A 15644-nucleotide genomic window follows, 5' to 3' on the forward strand; every position below is an offset into this window, starting at 1 on the left:
GCGCCATTCTGTTGATTCAAATCAAGCAAAGCAGCCCCCTAGGGCAGCAAAGTAAGACCAATTCCGTGACAGCTGGGTCCCCGACCAGGAGAGCGCGTTGAGCGAGCAGCTTCATCCAATGGCACCGCATCATTTGCCATTCTACATCACCTCGCCGGGCGAGACGGATTCGCTGATGATCGTGACGGGCATCATCCTGGTCGTGGCCGTCTTCGCGGTAGGGCTGTTGTATTGGCACTTGCACAGCCTGCCCGAACGCATGGCACATAAGACTCAGAAATTGCAGTTCGAGATTGTCGCCGTCTTGGGGCTTATCGCTCTGTTCACGCACGAGCATCTGTACTGGATCGCGGCCTTGGTGCTTGCGCTGATCGAGCTGCCGGACTTCGGCACGCCGATACGCAGTATTGCCGAATCGGTGGAGAAGATCGCAGACGGCGTGCCACCAAAGAGTGCGGACGAATTATCGCAACCAAATGCGGTCCCGGCCTCAGTGGCGGTCGGTCGGAACGAACAGGATCTGGACGCGGACCAGAAGGTGCGTAGCCATGCTTGAGCTTATCATCTGCTCGCTTCTGACGATTCTTCCCGACTACCTCTATCGGCGCTTTGCTCAGGGCAAGCGGTTCGGCAAGGAGATCACGCTCTTCTCTGTCTGGTACGAACTGCGCTGGGGCATCACCGGCTGCCTGATGCTGACCATGGCGCTGATCACCAGCGTGTTCTTCTTCCATCCGGCGACCTCGAACGCAGCACTGCTGTTTCGGACCGTCCCGATCCTGCCCGAAGGATCGGGCCGTGTCGCGGAGGTCAATGTCGACTACAGCCAGGCCGTGAAGAAGGGCGACGTCCTGTTCAGGCTGGACAATTCAAGGCAGACGGCAGCGCTGGAAACGGCCAAGCGCAAGGTCGCCGAGGTGGATGCGTCCATGGCGTCCGCCAAAGCCGACGTCGTCAAGGCCGAGGCGCAGATCCAGGAGGCGAGGGCCAACTATCAGCAGGCCAAGGACGAGCTGGACGTCAAAACCGAATTGCAGCGACGCAACCCCGGGATCGTGCCGCAGCGTGACATCGAGAAGCTTCAGGTCCTCGTCGACCAGCGTCAGGCCGGGATCGACGCCGCGACCGCTGCGAAGGAATCGGCGACCTTGCAGGTGTCGACGCTGCTGCCGGCCCAGAAGGCGAGCGCGGAGGCCTCACTGGCCGAAGCGCAGGTCGAACTCGACAAGACCTTCGTTCGTGCCGGCGTCGACGGACGTGTCGAACAATTTCTCGTTCGAACCGGCGATGTCGTCAATCAGCTGATCCGGCCCGCGGGAATTTTGATTCCTGAAGGTGCCGGCCGCGAGCGGCTGCAGGCCGGCTTCGGTCAGATCGAAGCAGGCGTGATGAAAGAGGGCATGGTTGCCGAGGCGACCTGCGTCTCCAAGCCATGGGCCGTGATTCCCCTGGTCGTCACTGCCGTGCAGGACTACATCGCGGCGGGCCAGTTTCGGACCGGCGAACAGCTCATTGAGGCGCAGAACCTGGCGAAGCCGGGAACGATTCTCGTGTTCCTCGAGCCGCTCTATAAGGGCGGTCTCGACGGCGTCACGGCCGGCAGCACCTGCATCGTGAACGCCTACACCAGCAATCACGATGAGATCGTCGATCCCAAGACGTCGACCGGCCGGCGGATCGTCCTTCATGCCGTCGACGCGATCGGATTCGTCCACGCGCTGTTGCTGCGGATTCAGGCTCTGTTGCTGCCGTTCAAGACGCTGATCTTCAGCGGCGGCCACTAATCAAAACTGATTTGAAGGAAATCTGGGGATGTCTATATTTGGGAAGATTGTTGCGGTCGCGCTGTCATTTTCCGCAATCGTTGCGTTGACCGGACGCGCCGGTGCCGTCGACCTGAACGGTGCCTGGGCCACGAGCGCCGATCAGTGCGAGAAGGTGTTCAGCCGGGAAGGGGGCAAGCTCGGATTCACCGAGATGTCCGAGGTCTATGGTGGCGGTTTCATCGTTGACGGCGATCAGCTCATCGGCAAGTTCGCGCACTGCAAGATCAGGGCGAGAAAAGATAGTGGCACCAGCGTCAACCTGATCGCGGCCTGCGCCACCGACATCATGTTGTCCAGCGTTCAGTTCAACGTAAAGGCCTTGGATGCAGACAACATCGCTCGGCTCTTTCCAGGTATGGAAGACATGGAGATCAGGTATCGCCGCTGCCCGACGCGATAGGCGTTTTAGAACGGCGCCGGTGCAACAGGCACTGGTGCAGCTGCGCCTAAATGTGCTGTGATGGCGCCGTCCGCAGGACGCCGCTGGAGTGAAACATGAGCAGGCGCAATTCCATTGCGTCGACCAAGCGACGAGTTGCCGGGGTTGCGCTGTTGTGTCTCGGCTTGACGCTTTGGTTGAACCCTGGAGTGGGGCCAGTTGATGCTGCCGGGGAGGGCCGCGTACCTAAGCGCGTGCTGCTGCTGCACTCCTTCGGACGGGACTTCCTGCCCTGGAGCGAATACGCGCGCAGCATCAAGACAAATCTTGAGCAGCGCTCGCCTTGGCCGCTCGATATTCAGGAACATACGCTGCTCACCGCGCGGTTCACCGAGCCAGGTCCTGAAGGCCCCTTCGTCGAATATATTCGCTCGATCTACCAGGGGCGTCCGCCCGACATCGTGATGAGCATCGGGGGACCTGCTGCTGGGTTCGTGCAGAGGCATCGAGCGGAGCTGTTTCCGAAGGCGCCGATGGTTCTCACAACGGTCGAAGAGCGGCTGATCGACCGAGCGAGCCTGACCGAGCAGGACACGGTTGTGTCGGTTCGCAACGACTTTGTCGCGGCATTCCGCAACGCTCTTCAGGTGCTGCCGGATACGCGGACAATCGCTCTCGTCATCGGTGCGTCTGCGCTGGAGAAATTCTGGCTTGATGAGGTCAAGAGGGATGTCGCGCCGCTCAAAGATCGTGTTTCCTTCGTTTGGTACGGTGATCTGCCGTTCGAGGAGATCCTCAAGCAGGCCTCTGCGCTTCCCCCGCATACGGTATTGTTTTGGGGCTTGATGTCCGTCGATGCGGCCGGCGTCGTTCATGACGGTGATCGCGCGCTGCATCGCCTCCGTGCCGTCGCCAATGCTCCCATCTTCTGCTTCGAGGAGTCGTTCTTCGGACGTAATATCGTCGGCGGCCCCATGCATTCCATCTCCGAGCTGGGCGAAAAGACCGCCGATGCGGCCCTCCGGATCCTCGGTGGTGAGAAGCCTGCAGACGTCAAGATCGAGCCGATCGCCTATGCCGTACCGAAGTACGACTGGCGCGAATTGCAGCGATGGGGAATCAATGAGAGCAACCTGCCTGAAGGCAGCGAGGTCCTGTTCCGGGAGCCCGGCATTTGGGAAGAATACCGCTGGCAGCTGGCCTTGATCGCAGCGGTGATCCTGATCCAGGCAGGACTCATCAGCGGTTTGCTTCATGAACGCCGGGGACGACGTCTCGCCGAGGTCGAGTCCCGGCAGCGCCTGGCCGAGCTCGCGCATGTCAACCGTTACGCAGCGGTCGGAGAGCTAACTGCGTCGATCGCCCACGAGCTGAACCAGCCACTCGGTTCGATTCTGACCAACGCGGAGACGGCAGAGTTGATGCTGAAGGGCACGGCGCCAGATCTTGCGGAAATCGGCGAAATTCTTGCCGACATCAGGCGTGACGACCAGCGCGCCGGCGAGGTGATCCGCCGGTTGCGCAGCGTGCTCAAGAAGGCGCCGTTCGAGATCAAGGATATCGAACTGAATGAAACGGTGCGGGAAGCGATCGGTCTGGTCGGTGACGTGGCCGCGGGCCGCAATATCGCGTTGGGGTTCTATGCTCCGCCCGAGATGGAGCTGCACGTCAAGGGCGATCCTGTCCAACTGCAGCAGGTCGTGCTGAATTTGATCCTCAATGCGTTGGAGGCGATATCGGAAAGCCCGGCAGGCAAACGCGAGGTCAGCGTCACAATGGGGCGCTCGGCTGAGTTCGCCGAAATCCGCGTGGGCGACACTGGACCAGGCATCGCGGGCGGCGACCTCAAAACCATCTTCGAGCCTTTCTTCACCACCAAGCTGGAGGGCATGGGCATGGGGCTGGCGATCGTGCGAACGATCGTCGAAGCGCACCATGGCACGATTTCCGCGGAGAACCAGCCGTTCGGTGGTGCGCTGTTCACGGTTCGCCTCCCGATCGCGAGCTGGCGTCCCGCATTGCAGTAGTCGACGCTCCCGTTTCGTTGATTTTTGTCAATGAACGTCCCTCTGTCGGTCTCATCCTTGTTGGCAAGACTGACATGGAGGATGCGATGTTCCGCTGCGGCAAGACGTTGCTTGCGCTTGCGCTGGTGCTGGCTACGCCAGTTTGCGTGTCGGCCCAGACAGCCGACAAGCCGCTCGGAGCCACCCCGCAGGTGCAGCCCGCCAATCTCCCTGCGCCGGCGGCCGAGCTTCTCAAGCCCGAACAATTGGAGGCTCTGGTCGCGCCGATTGCGCTCTATCCTGACGAATTGCTTGCCAACGTGCTGGCCGCCTCGACCTATCCGCTGGAGGTGGTTCAGGCTGACCGCTGGCTCAAGGAGCGCAAGAACCTCAAAGGCGACGCGCTGAAAACGGAGGTGGACAAGCAGGGCTGGGACGACAGCGTCAAGGCGCTGGCCAGCACCGCAGATGTCCTGGCCATGATGAGCGACCAGCTCGACTGGACCAAGAAGCTCGGCGATGCCTTTCTCGCCCAGCAGCCTGATGTGATGGACGCGATCCAGCGTCTGCGCACCAAGGCCTATGACAACAAGAAATTGGTCACCACCAAGCAGCAGAAGGTCAGCGTCCAGTCTCAGGAAGGCAAGCAGGTCGTCGTGATCCAGCAGGCTGACCCATCAGCGATCTACGTGCCGTACTACGATCCGGCCACCGTCTACGGCAGCTGGCCCTATGCAGAGTATCCGCCATACTACTGGGGCTATCCGTCCTATATCGGTGCAGGAGTGGTCGCGGCCGGCATCGCGTTCGGCACGGCCTGGGCGATCGGACGTTGGGGCAATTACTGGGGCGGTGGCTGCAATTGGGGCAACCGCAACGTCTACGTCAATCATCGCACCACGAACATCGGCAATGGCTGGCAGCACAATCCTGCGCATCGGCAGGGCGTGCGCTACAGCAACACGAATGTTCAGCAGAAATTCGGCAACAATAATCTAAAGGCCAGTGCGTCGGATCGGATGGACTTCCGTGGTCGTGACGGCAACCAGGTGCTGCGCCCCAATCAGGGGACGGGAGACCGAGCCGGCGACCGCGCCGGTGATCGGAATGCACCAGGCGACCGTGCTGGCGATCGCGCAGGTGATCGCACCGGCAATCGCGGTGATCGGCCCGGCGGCGCCGATCGTGCCGGTGCCGGGAATCGCGCCAAAGGCGGCGGTGATCGCGCCAAGGCCGCTTCCAAAGGAGGCGGCGATCGCGCGAAAGCCGCGAACCGCTCGGGTGGCGGTGGCAATCGCGGCGGCGCGATGAACGTGTCGTCCGGTCGCTCGGCGGCCGCGGCATCGGCGCGCGGGAGGTCAAGCATGGCAAGCATGCCGCGAGGTGGCGGCGGACCGAGCATGGCCGGCCGAGGCGGCGGAGGCGGGATGGCGATGCGCGGCGGTGGAGGCGGCGGTGGTCGTGGAGGCGGTGGCGGCCGGCGCTCCGATATCGCGCTGAAGCACGACATCGTCCTACTCGGGCACCTCGGCAACGGCCTCGGCTATTATCGCTTCAGCTACATCGGCAGCGACAAAGCCTATGTCGGCGTGATGGCGCAGGAGGTCGAGCAGGTGATGCCGGCGGCTGTCACCGGCGGCAGCGACGGCTATCTGCGCGTCTACTACGAGAAGCTCGGACTGACATTCCGCACCTACCGCGACTGGCTTGCTCACGGTGCGAAGCTTCCCGCGGAGGTGATGCCATGACGGGTCTGAAATCGTTCCGTCGCTCGGTGTTGCCGGGCATCATGGCGCTGGCGCTTCTCGGTTCAGCATCCCACGCGCAGCAATCCTACAAGACGCCGGAGGATGCGGCCGCTGCGCTCGCGGCCGCGGTCAAGAGCGGACCGGCCGGCATCCTGAACGTGCTCGGCAGGTCGGCAGAGGACATCGTTTCCTCCGGCGACGAGGTCGCAGATAATGATATCCGCCAGCGCTTCAGCTCGATGTATGACGCCAAGCACGGCATCAAGGCGGAAGGCAACAAAACTGCGACCTTACTCCTGGGAGCGGATGATTTTCCGTTCCCGATTCCGCTGGTCAATACCAAGGCCGGATGGGAATTCGACACCGACGAGGGGCGCGTCGAAGTGCTTCGCCGTCGCATCGGGCGCAATGAGCTCGACGCGATCCAGACCGCGCTCGCTTACGTCGATGCGCAGAACGAATATGCCGACAAGGACCGCGGCGAGGGTGCCGGCGTCTACGCGCAGCACATCGTCTCCTCGCCCGGCAAGAAGGACGGCCTGTTCTGGCGTGACGACAGCGATCCGAGCCCACTCGGGCCGCTTGCGGCGCAAGCCTCAAGCGAGGGCTACAAGGCCGGGGACGGTATGACGCCCTATCACGGCTATTACTTCCGGATCCTGAAGGGACAGGGACCGGATGCTCCCGGCGGCGCGATGAACTACGTCGTCAAGGGCAAGATGCTCGGCGGTTTTGCACTGATCGCCTGGCCGGCTGAGTACGGCAATTCCGGCGTGATGACCTTCCTGGTCAATCATGCCGGGGTCGTCTACCAGAAGGATCTCGGCAAGCGCACCGACTTTGTGGCTAAGCGCCTTACGCTGTTTGATCCCGACCAGACCTGGAAGAAGGTCGATGCCGCGAAACCCTGAGATGACCAGCGCCATGCTTCGTTCCATCAGCCGCCTTGTCGCGATCGTGCTGCTCGCGGTCACCGTTCCGGCCGCTCCCTCGCTCGCGCAAGCTGCCGGACACGTCCGGGTCAAGATCGTGAAGGCGGGCCTGCTGGTCGGCGGCGGAGCCGGCAGTGGTATATTGAGCTATCGCGGCCGCAGCTATCCCTTTCGCATCACAGGAATAAGCCTCGGCATCACGGCCGGTGCCACAGCGGGCCGCCTGGAAGGCTGGGCCTCCGGCATCAGAGATGTCCGCGACTTCGCGGGCACCTACAGTTCGGTTGGCGGCGGTGGTGCTCTCGTCGGCGGTGTGGGTGGTGTCCACCTAAGGAACGACAACGGCGTCGTGATGGTCTTGCAAGGCCCCAAGGCGGGATTGGAGATGGCCGCCAACCTCGGTGCGATTACAATTTCGTTAAAGTGAGTAACTCCTTGCGAGACGTTGTGCTACCCGGCGCGCTGACCAAGTATTTACAGCTGGCGCCGTGTCAACCTGTCAACCGCGTCAACCCAAGGTCGGCCTTGTGCGGCTAGCGATTTTCTGGGGCATCGCGCATCGCCCATTGCAACCGCTTCTCAACGTCGATTTTCGTTTTCATCTCGACCAGTCCCCGCCTACTGTGGCCCGTGACGGTCGCCGACAACGAAAAGCGGCCGATGGATAACGTGCTCGCCGAGCTATGGGAGGAACGCGCCGGCATTCTCAATTGGCTCGTCGCCGGCGCGCTCGAATATCTCAACGCCGGCGGGTTGACGTCGCACGATTATCGATTTTCTGTGGCCCCCATGATGGATTGGCGCGAGACCTCAAGTTTTTCAAGTGGTTAGGTGGCCGCGTGTGCGCGACGTGTGCACCGGGAGATCAACAAAGATCCTGTTACGGCCAGCGTGAGCAGACATTTGAAATGGAAGAGAAGTCGCCGTGTGGCTTGCAGCTAGCTAGTGGCCTGCGGTTCCGACGCGCGCAGCGTGGGATAGCGTGCCGCCAATTCCGCGAAGAGCTCCTGCACTAGCCCCGCGTCGTCTTCGTGCCGATCGGCCTTGAGCCGGGCGTCGAGGGCATCGAACAGCTGATGCTTGACGAAGAACCGCCACGCCACCGGCAAGCGCGCCAGGATGGCGGTGAGCTCGCGATAGCGGGCCTCGGTCCAGCGGCTCTCGAAGGTGGAACGATAGGAGCCGAAGTCAAACACGTCGCTCCGTTCCGGCCGCGCCTTCCGCATCTCGTCGCGCAGCCTGCGCGTGCCGTCCTCGTCAATGCGGTTGCGGTCGATGACGACGCCATACTGCGCCCGCGCGGCCTCGAGCGAGACATAGCCGGAGAGAACGTCGATCAAGACCCGGCGCGGCTCACGCAACAGAGGATCGCCGAATCCGCCGGCGCCGGCGCCGACGAGACGAATCCGGTCGCCGGGCTTGCAGGGCACCACGTCGGTGTTGCCGAGCGCCTCGGTGACTGGTCCGTCGGGATTTCTGGTGAAGATTGCGTTGGCGCCGGCGCCGCCGCCGAGGACGCCCCACGAGGCGAAATAGGTGCGATCGCGATTGCGCGCGGTGACAGTGGTGCCCGGCGTGAACACCTCGAACTCCATGGTGAGGCCGAGCCCGCCGCGATAGGTTCCGGCACCGCCAGAGTCGGGTGCGAGGCAATAGCGCCGCATGCGGATCGGCACCTCCAGTTCGTTGATCTCGACCGGCGTGTTGCGCAGGAAGGCGTTGTTGGCGCCCGAGCCGTCGCTGCCGTCGCCGGTAGCCATTCCGCCCGCGCCGCCGCCGACCGGTCCGAGCGAGGCCATGACGCCGCGTCCGGCCTGATCCATCGTCTTGACCGTGACGATCGCCATGCCGCCGGCGGAGCAGGCCGGCATGCGCTCGGGAATCGCGCGGGAGAATACGCCGAAGGTCAGCATGTGCGTGATCTTGCAAGTCAGGCTGCGCATGCCGACCGCCGCCGGTGCCGTCGCATTCATGACGGTGCCTTCCGGGAGGACGCAGCGAACCACACGATCGAGCCCGGAATTGAGCAGGATGTCGCTGTTCAGCGTGTAGAGCACGTAGTGGAATCCGACCAGCGCCAGCGCATGGCGCGGCATGCCGCCGGTCGGCATGTTCAGCGAGGAGGCGAGCTGAGGGTCGCTGCCGGTATAGTCCATGACCGCGCGGCCGTTGTCGATCGTCAGCGTCAGCGCGAGCCGCATCGGCTTGCCGTTCTCACTGTCCTCGTCGGCATATTCCGCGAAGAAATATTCTCCGTCCGGAATTGTCTTCAGGACGGCTTCAGCCTGTTTCTCGGCGTAGTCCATCACCTGGTACATGCCGGCTTTGAAATCGTCGATGCCGAAGCGCTCGATGATCTCGAGCACGCGCTTCTCGCCGTTCACCAGCATGGCGATCTGCGCCTGCAGATCGCCGCGATTTTGCGACGGCGCGCGCACGTTCAGGGTCATGATGTCGAGCAGGCCTTCGTCGAGCTCGCCCTGGTCGACGATCTTGCAGGGCGGAAAGCGGATGCCTTCCTGCTCGATCTCGGTCAGCCTGCGCGAGAGCGACGCCGGGACCGCGCCGCCCATGTCGGTGTTGTGGATGTGGCCGCCGACATAGCAGACGATCTCGCCGCGGTAGAACACCGGCTTCCACATCAGGATATCGGGCGTATGCGTCGCCACGCTGCCGCTATAGGCATCGTTGGTCATGCAGATGTCGCCAGGGTGATACTCCCTGATCAATCCCAGCACTGGCCCGTAGTCGAGGCCGATATACCAGGTCGCTCCCAGCGTCTTCGGGGAGGCGAAGGCGAGCCCTTCCGGCGTGATCAGGGCGCAGGAGAAATCCTCGGTCTCCTTCACAAAGGTCGAATGCGCCGTGCGGATCAGCGTGTAGGCCATGCTTTCCGCAGCAGCCACGCAGTAATTGGCGAAGATCTGAAGAGCGGAACCACTGAGTGCCATAATCCGAATCCTTTAGATCGCCGCGGCAAGATTGATGATGTGAAGATTGCCCCAGCGGTCGACGTTCACCTCGAAGTCGGGGAGCACGCAGGTGGTGGTGTCGTCCTGTGCGATGATCGCAGGGCCGACGATGTGGTCGCCGGCGCGCAATGCTTCGCGCCGATAGAGCGGCATCTGCCGCATCGCGCCGTCCATCCAGCACGGCACGATGGCGGCGGGCTTCGCGGGCGCGGTCGCATCCGGGACCGGCGTCAGCACCGGGCGCGGCGTGCGGACCTTGGCCACGACGCGCAGCGCCACCACCTGGATCACGGCCTTCTCGTCGCGATAGCGGTAAAGGCGCTCATGGGCCTGATGGAAGGCTTCGCGCAGCGCGGCGAGGTTCTTCGTGCGCATGGCCTCGGCGTCGAACGCGGTCTCGATCTCGAAGGACTGGCCTTGGTAGCGCATCTCGGCGGTGTAGGTCAGTTCGGGCCGCGCGCTGGCGCCGACCTCGGCGCGGACCCAGCCGAGTGCTTCCTGCTCCAGCGCCTGCCGAGCGCGCTCGAGCGCATCCCATTCCTCGTCACCGAGCGCACACCAGGCAACCGCGACGAAATCGTTGCGCGTGTCGGCGATCAGGCCGCCAAGGGCGCTGAGCACGCCGGGCGTCAGGGGCACGGTAATCCGCTCCATGTTGAGGGCGCGCGCCAGATGGCAGGCGAGCATCGGACCTGCGCCGCCGAAGGCCATCAGCGCGAATTCCCGGGGATCGATCCCGAACCGCGAGATCAGCCGGCTGACGCCCGAATACATCCCGGACATCGAGACATTGATGATCGCTTCGGCAACCGCTTCGATGGACTCGCCGAGTCGTGCGGCGAGGGGCGCAATCGCCTCGCGCGCGGCTGCAACATCGAGCCGGACCGAATCATAGCCGAGCGCCGTCTGGCCGAGCACGCCGATCGCGGCGAAGGCATCGGTGATGGTGGGCTCGCGGCCGCCGCGCCCGTAGCAGACCGGACCCGGCGTCGAGCCTGCGCTCTCCGGTCCGACCTTGAGCACGCCGAACGGATCCACGCGCGCGATCGAGCCCCCACCGTCACCGATCGAGGTGACGGAGACCGAGGGAATGTGGATCTGATGGTCGCCGATATATTCGCCGGTGGCATATTGCGGCTCGCCGCCGACAATCAGTGCGACGTCGGCGGTCGTGCCGCCGATGTCGAGGCTCATGACGTTCTTCAGCTCGCAGAGCTGTGCGACCCACGCGGCGCCGATCACGCCGGAGGCCGTGCCTGATAGTACGATCTGGACGCAATCGGTCTTGCCGCGCTCGGCGCTCATCACGCCGCCGTTCGATTTGGTGACCTTGAGATCGGCGGTGACGCCGGAGCTGCGCAATGCCGCCTGCAGCGAGGTCAAATAGTTCGAGACCACCGGCTGCACATAGCCGCCGATCACGGCCGTGTTGGTGCGTTCGTATTCGCGGATGATCGGCCACACCTCGCTGGCGCAGGAGACGAACAGTTCCGGCGCCGTCTCGGCGATGATCGCCCGGACCTGCCGCTCGTGCTCTGGATTGCGGTAGGCATGGAGCAGCGAGATCACGACGCCCTCGCAGCCGGTGCGCTTCAGCCCGGCCACGGCTTCGCGCACGCTCGCGGCGTCGACCGGTTCGAGCTCTTTGCCCTCGGCGTCCAGCCGTCCGTCGATGCCGAAGGTGCGATAGCGCGGCACCAGCGGCTCCGGCCGCGCCGACATCAGATGATACATGTCGGGAGTCTTCAGACGCGCCAGCACCAGGACGTCCTCGAAATAGCGGTTGGTGATCAAACCGAGGCGAATGCCCTTGCGCTGCACCACCGCGTTGACGCCGACCGTGGTGCCGTGGGTGAAGTGCACAACCTCGGCCGGGTCGATCCCGTAGCGCTCGCCGAGCATGCGCATGCCGTCGGCGACCTCGCGGCCCGGCGCGTCCGGGCGCGAGAACACCTTGAGGCTGCGCACGGTGCCGTCGCTTTCGTCGAGGACCGCGAAGTCGGTGAAGGATCCGCCGATATCGACGCCGATTCTCAAACCCATAGTGCAGGTCTCTCCGTTAGAGTGTTGTCGAACCATGTCCGCGGGCGGGCGGGGCTTAGCGGCGCTTTTCCATGTGGTCGCGCAGCTGGAAATAACTGCCGAGGATCGGCATGAACCATGTCTGGCCGTGATAGAGCGGATGGGACGGCAGCGGCGTGCCGAAGGCGTCGGATGCAAGATCGTGCTCGCCCAGCAGGTGACGTCCCAGCCGATGGCCGAGCCAGGTCATCGTCGTGACGCCGCTGCCGTTGCAGCCGGCCGCGTAGTAGCAGCCTTGCGGATCGCGCCCGAGATGCGGCAGGGCATCCAGCGTCACGGCCACCTTGCCGCCCCAGCTATGGCTGACCTTGACGTCGCGCAGTTGCGGAAAGCGCTCCGTCATCTGTGCGAACAGGATCTTCGCGCTGGCTTTGCGGTCGAGCGGATAGAAACGCGCGCGACCGCCGAACAGAAAGCGTTGTCCGTCGGGGGAGTAACGGTAGTAGGCTGTCACCCGGTTGGCCTCGGCGACGCCGCGATCCCCGGAGATGAGCGTGCCGCGCAGCTCCGCAGGCACGACGTCGGTCGCGATCTGATGCGAGGTGACCGGGACCAGGCGTCGCTTGAGCCAGGGCGTCGCCGCGCCGGTGTAGCCGTTGGTTGCGATCACCACGCGCCTCGCGGAAATCTCGCCTTGGCCGGTCGTGATCCGGTAGCCGGCACCCGTGCGCGCGATCGACGAGACCGGCGCATGGCAGACGAGTTTTGCGCCGGCGGCAAGCGCGGCCGCCAGCAGCCCGCCGAAGAATTTCGCCGGATGCAGATGTCCCGCGCCGTTGATCAGCGCGCCGCCGACATAGACCTCGCTCGCCAGCTCCCGGCGCAGCGCATCGCGGTCCAGCATGCGCACGTCGCTGTCGGTATGCGCGTTGAGCCTCGCAATCCGTCCTTCCCAGCTGCGAACCTGCGCCGCGGTCCAGGCCGCGGCGATGCGGCCGTTGCGGCGATAGTCGCAATCTATGCCGTGGCGCGTGATCAACGTCTCGAGGAAGCGGTAGCCGGCCGCCGCCTCGCGCAGCCTGTCCTCGATCGCCGTGTTGCCGGCCGCCGCGCTGACGCGCTTGGACATGCTCTTGCCGACATTGACGCCGCCTGTGACCTGGCCGCCGCTGAGCGTGCTGGCGCCGATGCCGGGAAGCTCGGCTTCCAGCACCACGACCTTGGTGCCGTGCGCGGCGAGTTCGAGCGCGCAGGATAGGCCGGCATAGCCGGCGCCGATGATCGCGACATCGGTCTCGCGGGGCAGGCTGCCGGCGCCGGAATCGTTCGGACGCCAGCCGTCCCACCAATAGGGGGTCTCGGAGAAATCCGGTGCGAAGATGGAGGACTTGCTCATCGCTTACACCACCGGATCGGCAACGGCAGTTGCCGGGACGACGTAAGGCGCGGAGCGACGCTGATCGTAATAGAGGAATACGCTGACGAAGGAGAGGGTCGCGATGACCGCAACGTAGCAGGGGACCGCGTAGGGCGTGCCGGTCCGTTCGATCAAGAATGCCGCAACCAGCGGCGCGGTCCCGCCGAACAGGGCGGTGCCGGTATTGTAGGCGATGCCGCTCGCCGTCACGCGCATCTCGCGCGGGAACATGTCGACGAGTCCGATCGTCATGCCGCTGGTGATCAGTGGATAGACCAGCACCGGAATGACCGCGGCGGCGATCGCGCTCGCTGGCGTCGCAAAACTTGCGACATAGAAGGAGAGGAACATCGCGGGGATCACGAGGATGCAGCCGGCGAGCAGGGTCGGCCGCCGCCCCACGGTGTCGTTGACCCAGCCGTAGGTGACGGTGGTCGCCATCAGCACCATCTGGGCGATGAAGATCGCCAGCGATGCCTGCGTCTCGCCGATCTTCACGAAATTGGTGAGATAGGTCGCCAGGAAGCCGAGCACAAGATAGTTCGACAGCGTGTGGCTCATCAGGATGCTGATGAAGAACAGCATCCGGCGCCACTGGCTGCGGAACACGGCCGAGAGCGGCGGTGCTTCCGTCCGCAGGCGGCGGCGCTCTTCCTCGATGGCGAGAAACTCAGGCGATTCATCGATCTGGGTACGGATCCAAAGACCGAGAAGCCCGAGTGGCACACCAAGCCCAAACATCAGCCGCCAGCCCCAGCTTGCCATGCTCTCCGCGCCGATGATGGCCGAGACCAGTGTGAAGATGCCGACCGCGATCGCCGTGCCGGCATAGGCGGCGACCGGTGAGAAGGAGGCCCTGAGCGCGCGGTGCTTGCTGTCTCCCTGCTCGACGATATAGGCGGTCGCAGCGGTGTACTCGCCGCCAGCGAAGAAGCCCTGTGCCAGACGACAGAACACCAGAGAGGCCGTCGCGAAGCTGCCGGCGATGGCGTAGCTCGGCAGGAATGCCGTGATCGCAGTGACCACGCACATGCCGCTCACCGAGACGAAGAGCGCCGAGCGTCGCCCCAGGCGATCACCAACGCGTCCCATGACGATGCCGCCGAGCGGTCGGATCAGGAAGCTCGACGCATAGATCATCATCGTCTGCAGCAGCGCCACGGTCGGATTGCCGGGCGGGAAGAACGTCGTCGAGATGATCTTCGCAAGCAGGCCGAAGATCGCGAAATCCAGGAAGTCGATGAGATTGCCGGCCACGGCGCCGGAGATCGCCTTCAGTTGGAGGCGGCGGGTCATTGGGCCGGGGGGAGTCGCTCCATCTCGGGTCAAGCCAAGTTCTCCTGTTGTTGGACCATCCGCTCGCGCGGACCGTCGGGAATGAGCGCCGCATGTTTCTGTTGCCCCGGCCAGGCAACTGTGCCACTATACGGAACGTCGTTCCATTTTTAAGTTAGCAAGGAAGCGGGTGGATGGCAAGCGCTGTCGGGAAAAGCCGGCCTTGTGCTATGGGCGGCGCTCGTGCCCTCTGCCAAGGGACGCTGCTGCGCGGGAATCGCGGTCGGGGTGATGAAGAGTCTGCTGAAGAGCCTGGAAGTTCTGGAAGCCGTCGCGGAGATGCAGCCGGTCGGCGTGAGCGAGCTTGCGCGCCGGCTCGATCTGCCCAAATCCACCACGCAACGGATTCTGCAGACATTCGCGACGACCGGCTGGCTGCGTCCGGTCGGCGGCGAGGCCACGCGCTGGCAGATCGGTCATCGCGTGCTGCATCTCCAGGTGCCGGAGCTGCAAGCCGGCCAGCTCTACGTCGCGGCGCGCAAGCCGATGCAGGAGCTGCGCGATCAGGTGAACGAGACCGTACACCTGTCGATTCTGGACGGGCTCGACGCCATGCTCCTGATCGATCGCGTGGACTGTACGCAGAATGTCAGGACCTTCAGTCCGATCGGCGATCGATCGCCGATTCACGCCACGGCTATCGGCACGGCAGTGATGGCGCACCTCGCGCCCGACCAGATCGATGCCGTCATCAATCGCGGCCTGACGCGCTATACCGAGAGCACCATCACGGACCCGCAGGAGTTGCGCGCGGAGCTCGCTCGTGTGCGCGAGCGCGGCTATTCGCTGAACCTTTGCTGCTACCGTCCGGCCGTCTGCGCCATTGGCGCCGCCATTCTCGATCCCCAGGGCCGGCCCGTCGGCGGCCTCTGCATCTCGATGCCTGCTTCCCGTTACGTCGAACGCAACGAGAAGATCTGGGGCGGCATGGTCAATGCGACCGCGCGCAAGATCAGCGTCGGCTAAGAGCGCGGTCAGCCTCGTGGCAATGCGCCACGCAGTCCAGC

General features: G+C 64.0%; 13 protein-coding genes. 9 read left to right on the forward strand and 4 right to left on the reverse strand.

Annotated elements, in window-relative coordinates; genetic code table 11:
* Positions 1-97 precede the first annotated feature (97 nt).
* From XH89_RS09575 to XH89_RS09610, 8 genes are all read left to right on the forward strand, one after another.
* Positions 98-556: a hypothetical protein gene (locus tag XH89_RS09575; RefSeq protein ID WP_246767778.1), complete on the forward strand. Its 459-nt coding sequence runs from the start codon at positions 98-100 to the stop codon at positions 554-556.
* The gene (locus tag XH89_RS09580; protein WP_194466826.1) at positions 549-1784 is read left to right on the forward strand and encodes an HlyD family secretion protein; all 1236 of its coding nucleotides are present in this window, start codon (positions 549-551) and stop codon (positions 1782-1784) included. Before XH89_RS09575 ends, XH89_RS09580 begins: the two co-directional genes overlap by 8 nt.
* A gap of 28 nt (positions 1785-1812) precedes the next feature.
* Positions 1813-2226, forward strand: a complete 414-nt coding sequence (locus XH89_RS09585; RefSeq protein ID WP_194466827.1) for a hypothetical protein — start codon at positions 1813-1815, stop codon at positions 2224-2226.
* 95 nt (positions 2227-2321) lie between these two features.
* Positions 2322-4232 (forward strand): HAMP domain-containing sensor histidine kinase, encoded by a 1911-nt coding sequence (locus XH89_RS09590; RefSeq protein ID WP_194466828.1) that lies wholly within the window; start codon positions 2322-2324, stop codon positions 4230-4232.
* A gap of 86 nt (positions 4233-4318) precedes the next feature.
* Positions 4319-5959: a DUF3300 domain-containing protein gene (locus XH89_RS09595; RefSeq protein WP_194468425.1), complete on the forward strand. Its 1641-nt coding sequence runs from the start codon at positions 4319-4321 to the stop codon at positions 5957-5959.
* Complete coding sequence (locus XH89_RS09600; RefSeq protein WP_194466829.1) at positions 5956-6870, forward strand: DUF2950 domain-containing protein; 915 nt, start codon at positions 5956-5958, stop codon at positions 6868-6870. The genes XH89_RS09595 and XH89_RS09600 overlap by 4 nt, the downstream gene beginning before the upstream one ends.
* A 13-nt stretch (positions 6871-6883) precedes the next feature.
* Positions 6884-7318 (forward strand): hypothetical protein, encoded by a 435-nt coding sequence (locus tag XH89_RS09605; protein WP_367400991.1) that lies wholly within the window; start codon positions 6884-6886, stop codon positions 7316-7318.
* A gap of 233 nt (positions 7319-7551) precedes the next feature.
* Positions 7552-7722 carry a hypothetical protein gene (locus XH89_RS09610; protein ID WP_194466831.1) on the forward strand — a complete coding sequence of 57 codons (171 nt, stop codon included), beginning with the start codon at positions 7552-7554 and terminating at the stop codon, positions 7720-7722.
* Positions 7723-7829: 107 nt separating this feature from the next.
* Here XH89_RS09610 and XH89_RS09615 read toward each other — a convergent pair whose 3' ends face one another.
* From XH89_RS09615 to XH89_RS09630, 4 genes are read right to left on the reverse strand one after another with little or no spacing between them, the layout of a single operon-like run.
* Positions 7830-9842: a hydantoinase B/oxoprolinase family protein gene (locus XH89_RS09615; protein ID WP_194466832.1), complete on the reverse strand. Its 2013-nt coding sequence runs from the start codon at positions 9840-9842 to the stop codon at positions 7830-7832.
* Positions 9843-9854: 12 nt separating this feature from the next.
* The gene (locus tag XH89_RS09620) at positions 9855-11906 is read right to left on the reverse strand and encodes a hydantoinase/oxoprolinase family protein (RefSeq protein ID WP_194466833.1); all 2052 of its coding nucleotides are present in this window, start codon (positions 11904-11906) and stop codon (positions 9855-9857) included.
* 55 nt (positions 11907-11961) lie between these two features.
* Entirely contained in the window at positions 11962-13281 is a 1320-nt protein-coding gene (locus XH89_RS09625) for an FAD-binding oxidoreductase (protein WP_194466834.1), read from the reverse strand.
* 3 nt (positions 13282-13284) lie between these two features.
* Complete coding sequence (locus XH89_RS09630; RefSeq protein ID WP_194466835.1) at positions 13285-14598, reverse strand: MFS transporter; 1314 nt, start codon at positions 14596-14598, stop codon at positions 13285-13287.
* 222 nt (positions 14599-14820) lie between these two features.
* Here XH89_RS09630 and XH89_RS09635 point away from each other — a divergent pair, with 222 nt between their 5' ends.
* Positions 14821-15603 (forward strand): IclR family transcriptional regulator, encoded by a 783-nt coding sequence (locus XH89_RS09635; protein ID WP_210345241.1) that lies wholly within the window; start codon positions 14821-14823, stop codon positions 15601-15603.
* Positions 15604-15644: the final 41 nt, after the last annotated feature.

It is taken from the genome of Bradyrhizobium sp. CCBAU 53340, assembly GCF_015291645.1.
Taxonomy (GTDB): Bacteria; Pseudomonadota; Alphaproteobacteria; order Rhizobiales; family Xanthobacteraceae; genus Bradyrhizobium.

What these genes read in the sequence shown, in the direction of transcription:
- XH89_RS09580 (WP_194466826.1), top strand. Translation starts at nt 549, where the DNA reads ATGCTTGAGCTTATCATCTGCTCGCTTCTGACGATTCTTCCCGACTAC.
- XH89_RS09585 (WP_194466827.1), top strand. Translation starts at nt 1,813, where the DNA reads ATGTCTATATTTGGGAAGATTGTTGCGGTCGCGCTGTCATTTTCCGCA.
- XH89_RS09590 (WP_194466828.1), top strand. Translation starts at nt 2,322, where the DNA reads ATGAGCAGGCGCAATTCCATTGCGTCGACCAAGCGACGAGTTGCCGGG.
- XH89_RS09595 (WP_194468425.1), top strand. Translation starts at nt 4,319, where the DNA reads ATGTTCCGCTGCGGCAAGACGTTGCTTGCGCTTGCGCTGGTGCTGGCT.
- XH89_RS09600 (WP_194466829.1), top strand. Translation starts at nt 5,956, where the DNA reads ATGACGGGTCTGAAATCGTTCCGTCGCTCGGTGTTGCCGGGCATCATG.
- XH89_RS09605 (WP_367400991.1), top strand. Translation starts at nt 6,884, where the DNA reads ATGCTTCGTTCCATCAGCCGCCTTGTCGCGATCGTGCTGCTCGCGGTC.
- XH89_RS09610 (WP_194466831.1), top strand. Translation starts at nt 7,552, where the DNA reads ATGGATAACGTGCTCGCCGAGCTATGGGAGGAACGCGCCGGCATTCTC.
- XH89_RS09615 (WP_194466832.1), bottom strand. Translation starts at nt 9,842, where the DNA reads ATGGCACTCAGTGGTTCCGCTCTTCAGATCTTCGCCAATTACTGCGTG.
- XH89_RS09620 (WP_194466833.1), bottom strand. Translation starts at nt 11,906, where the DNA reads ATGGGTTTGAGAATCGGCGTCGATATCGGCGGATCCTTCACCGACTTC.
- XH89_RS09625 (WP_194466834.1), bottom strand. Translation starts at nt 13,281, where the DNA reads ATGAGCAAGTCCTCCATCTTCGCACCGGATTTCTCCGAGACCCCCTAT.
- XH89_RS09630 (WP_194466835.1), bottom strand. Translation starts at nt 14,598, where the DNA reads ATGACCCGCCGCCTCCAACTGAAGGCGATCTCCGGCGCCGTGGCCGGC.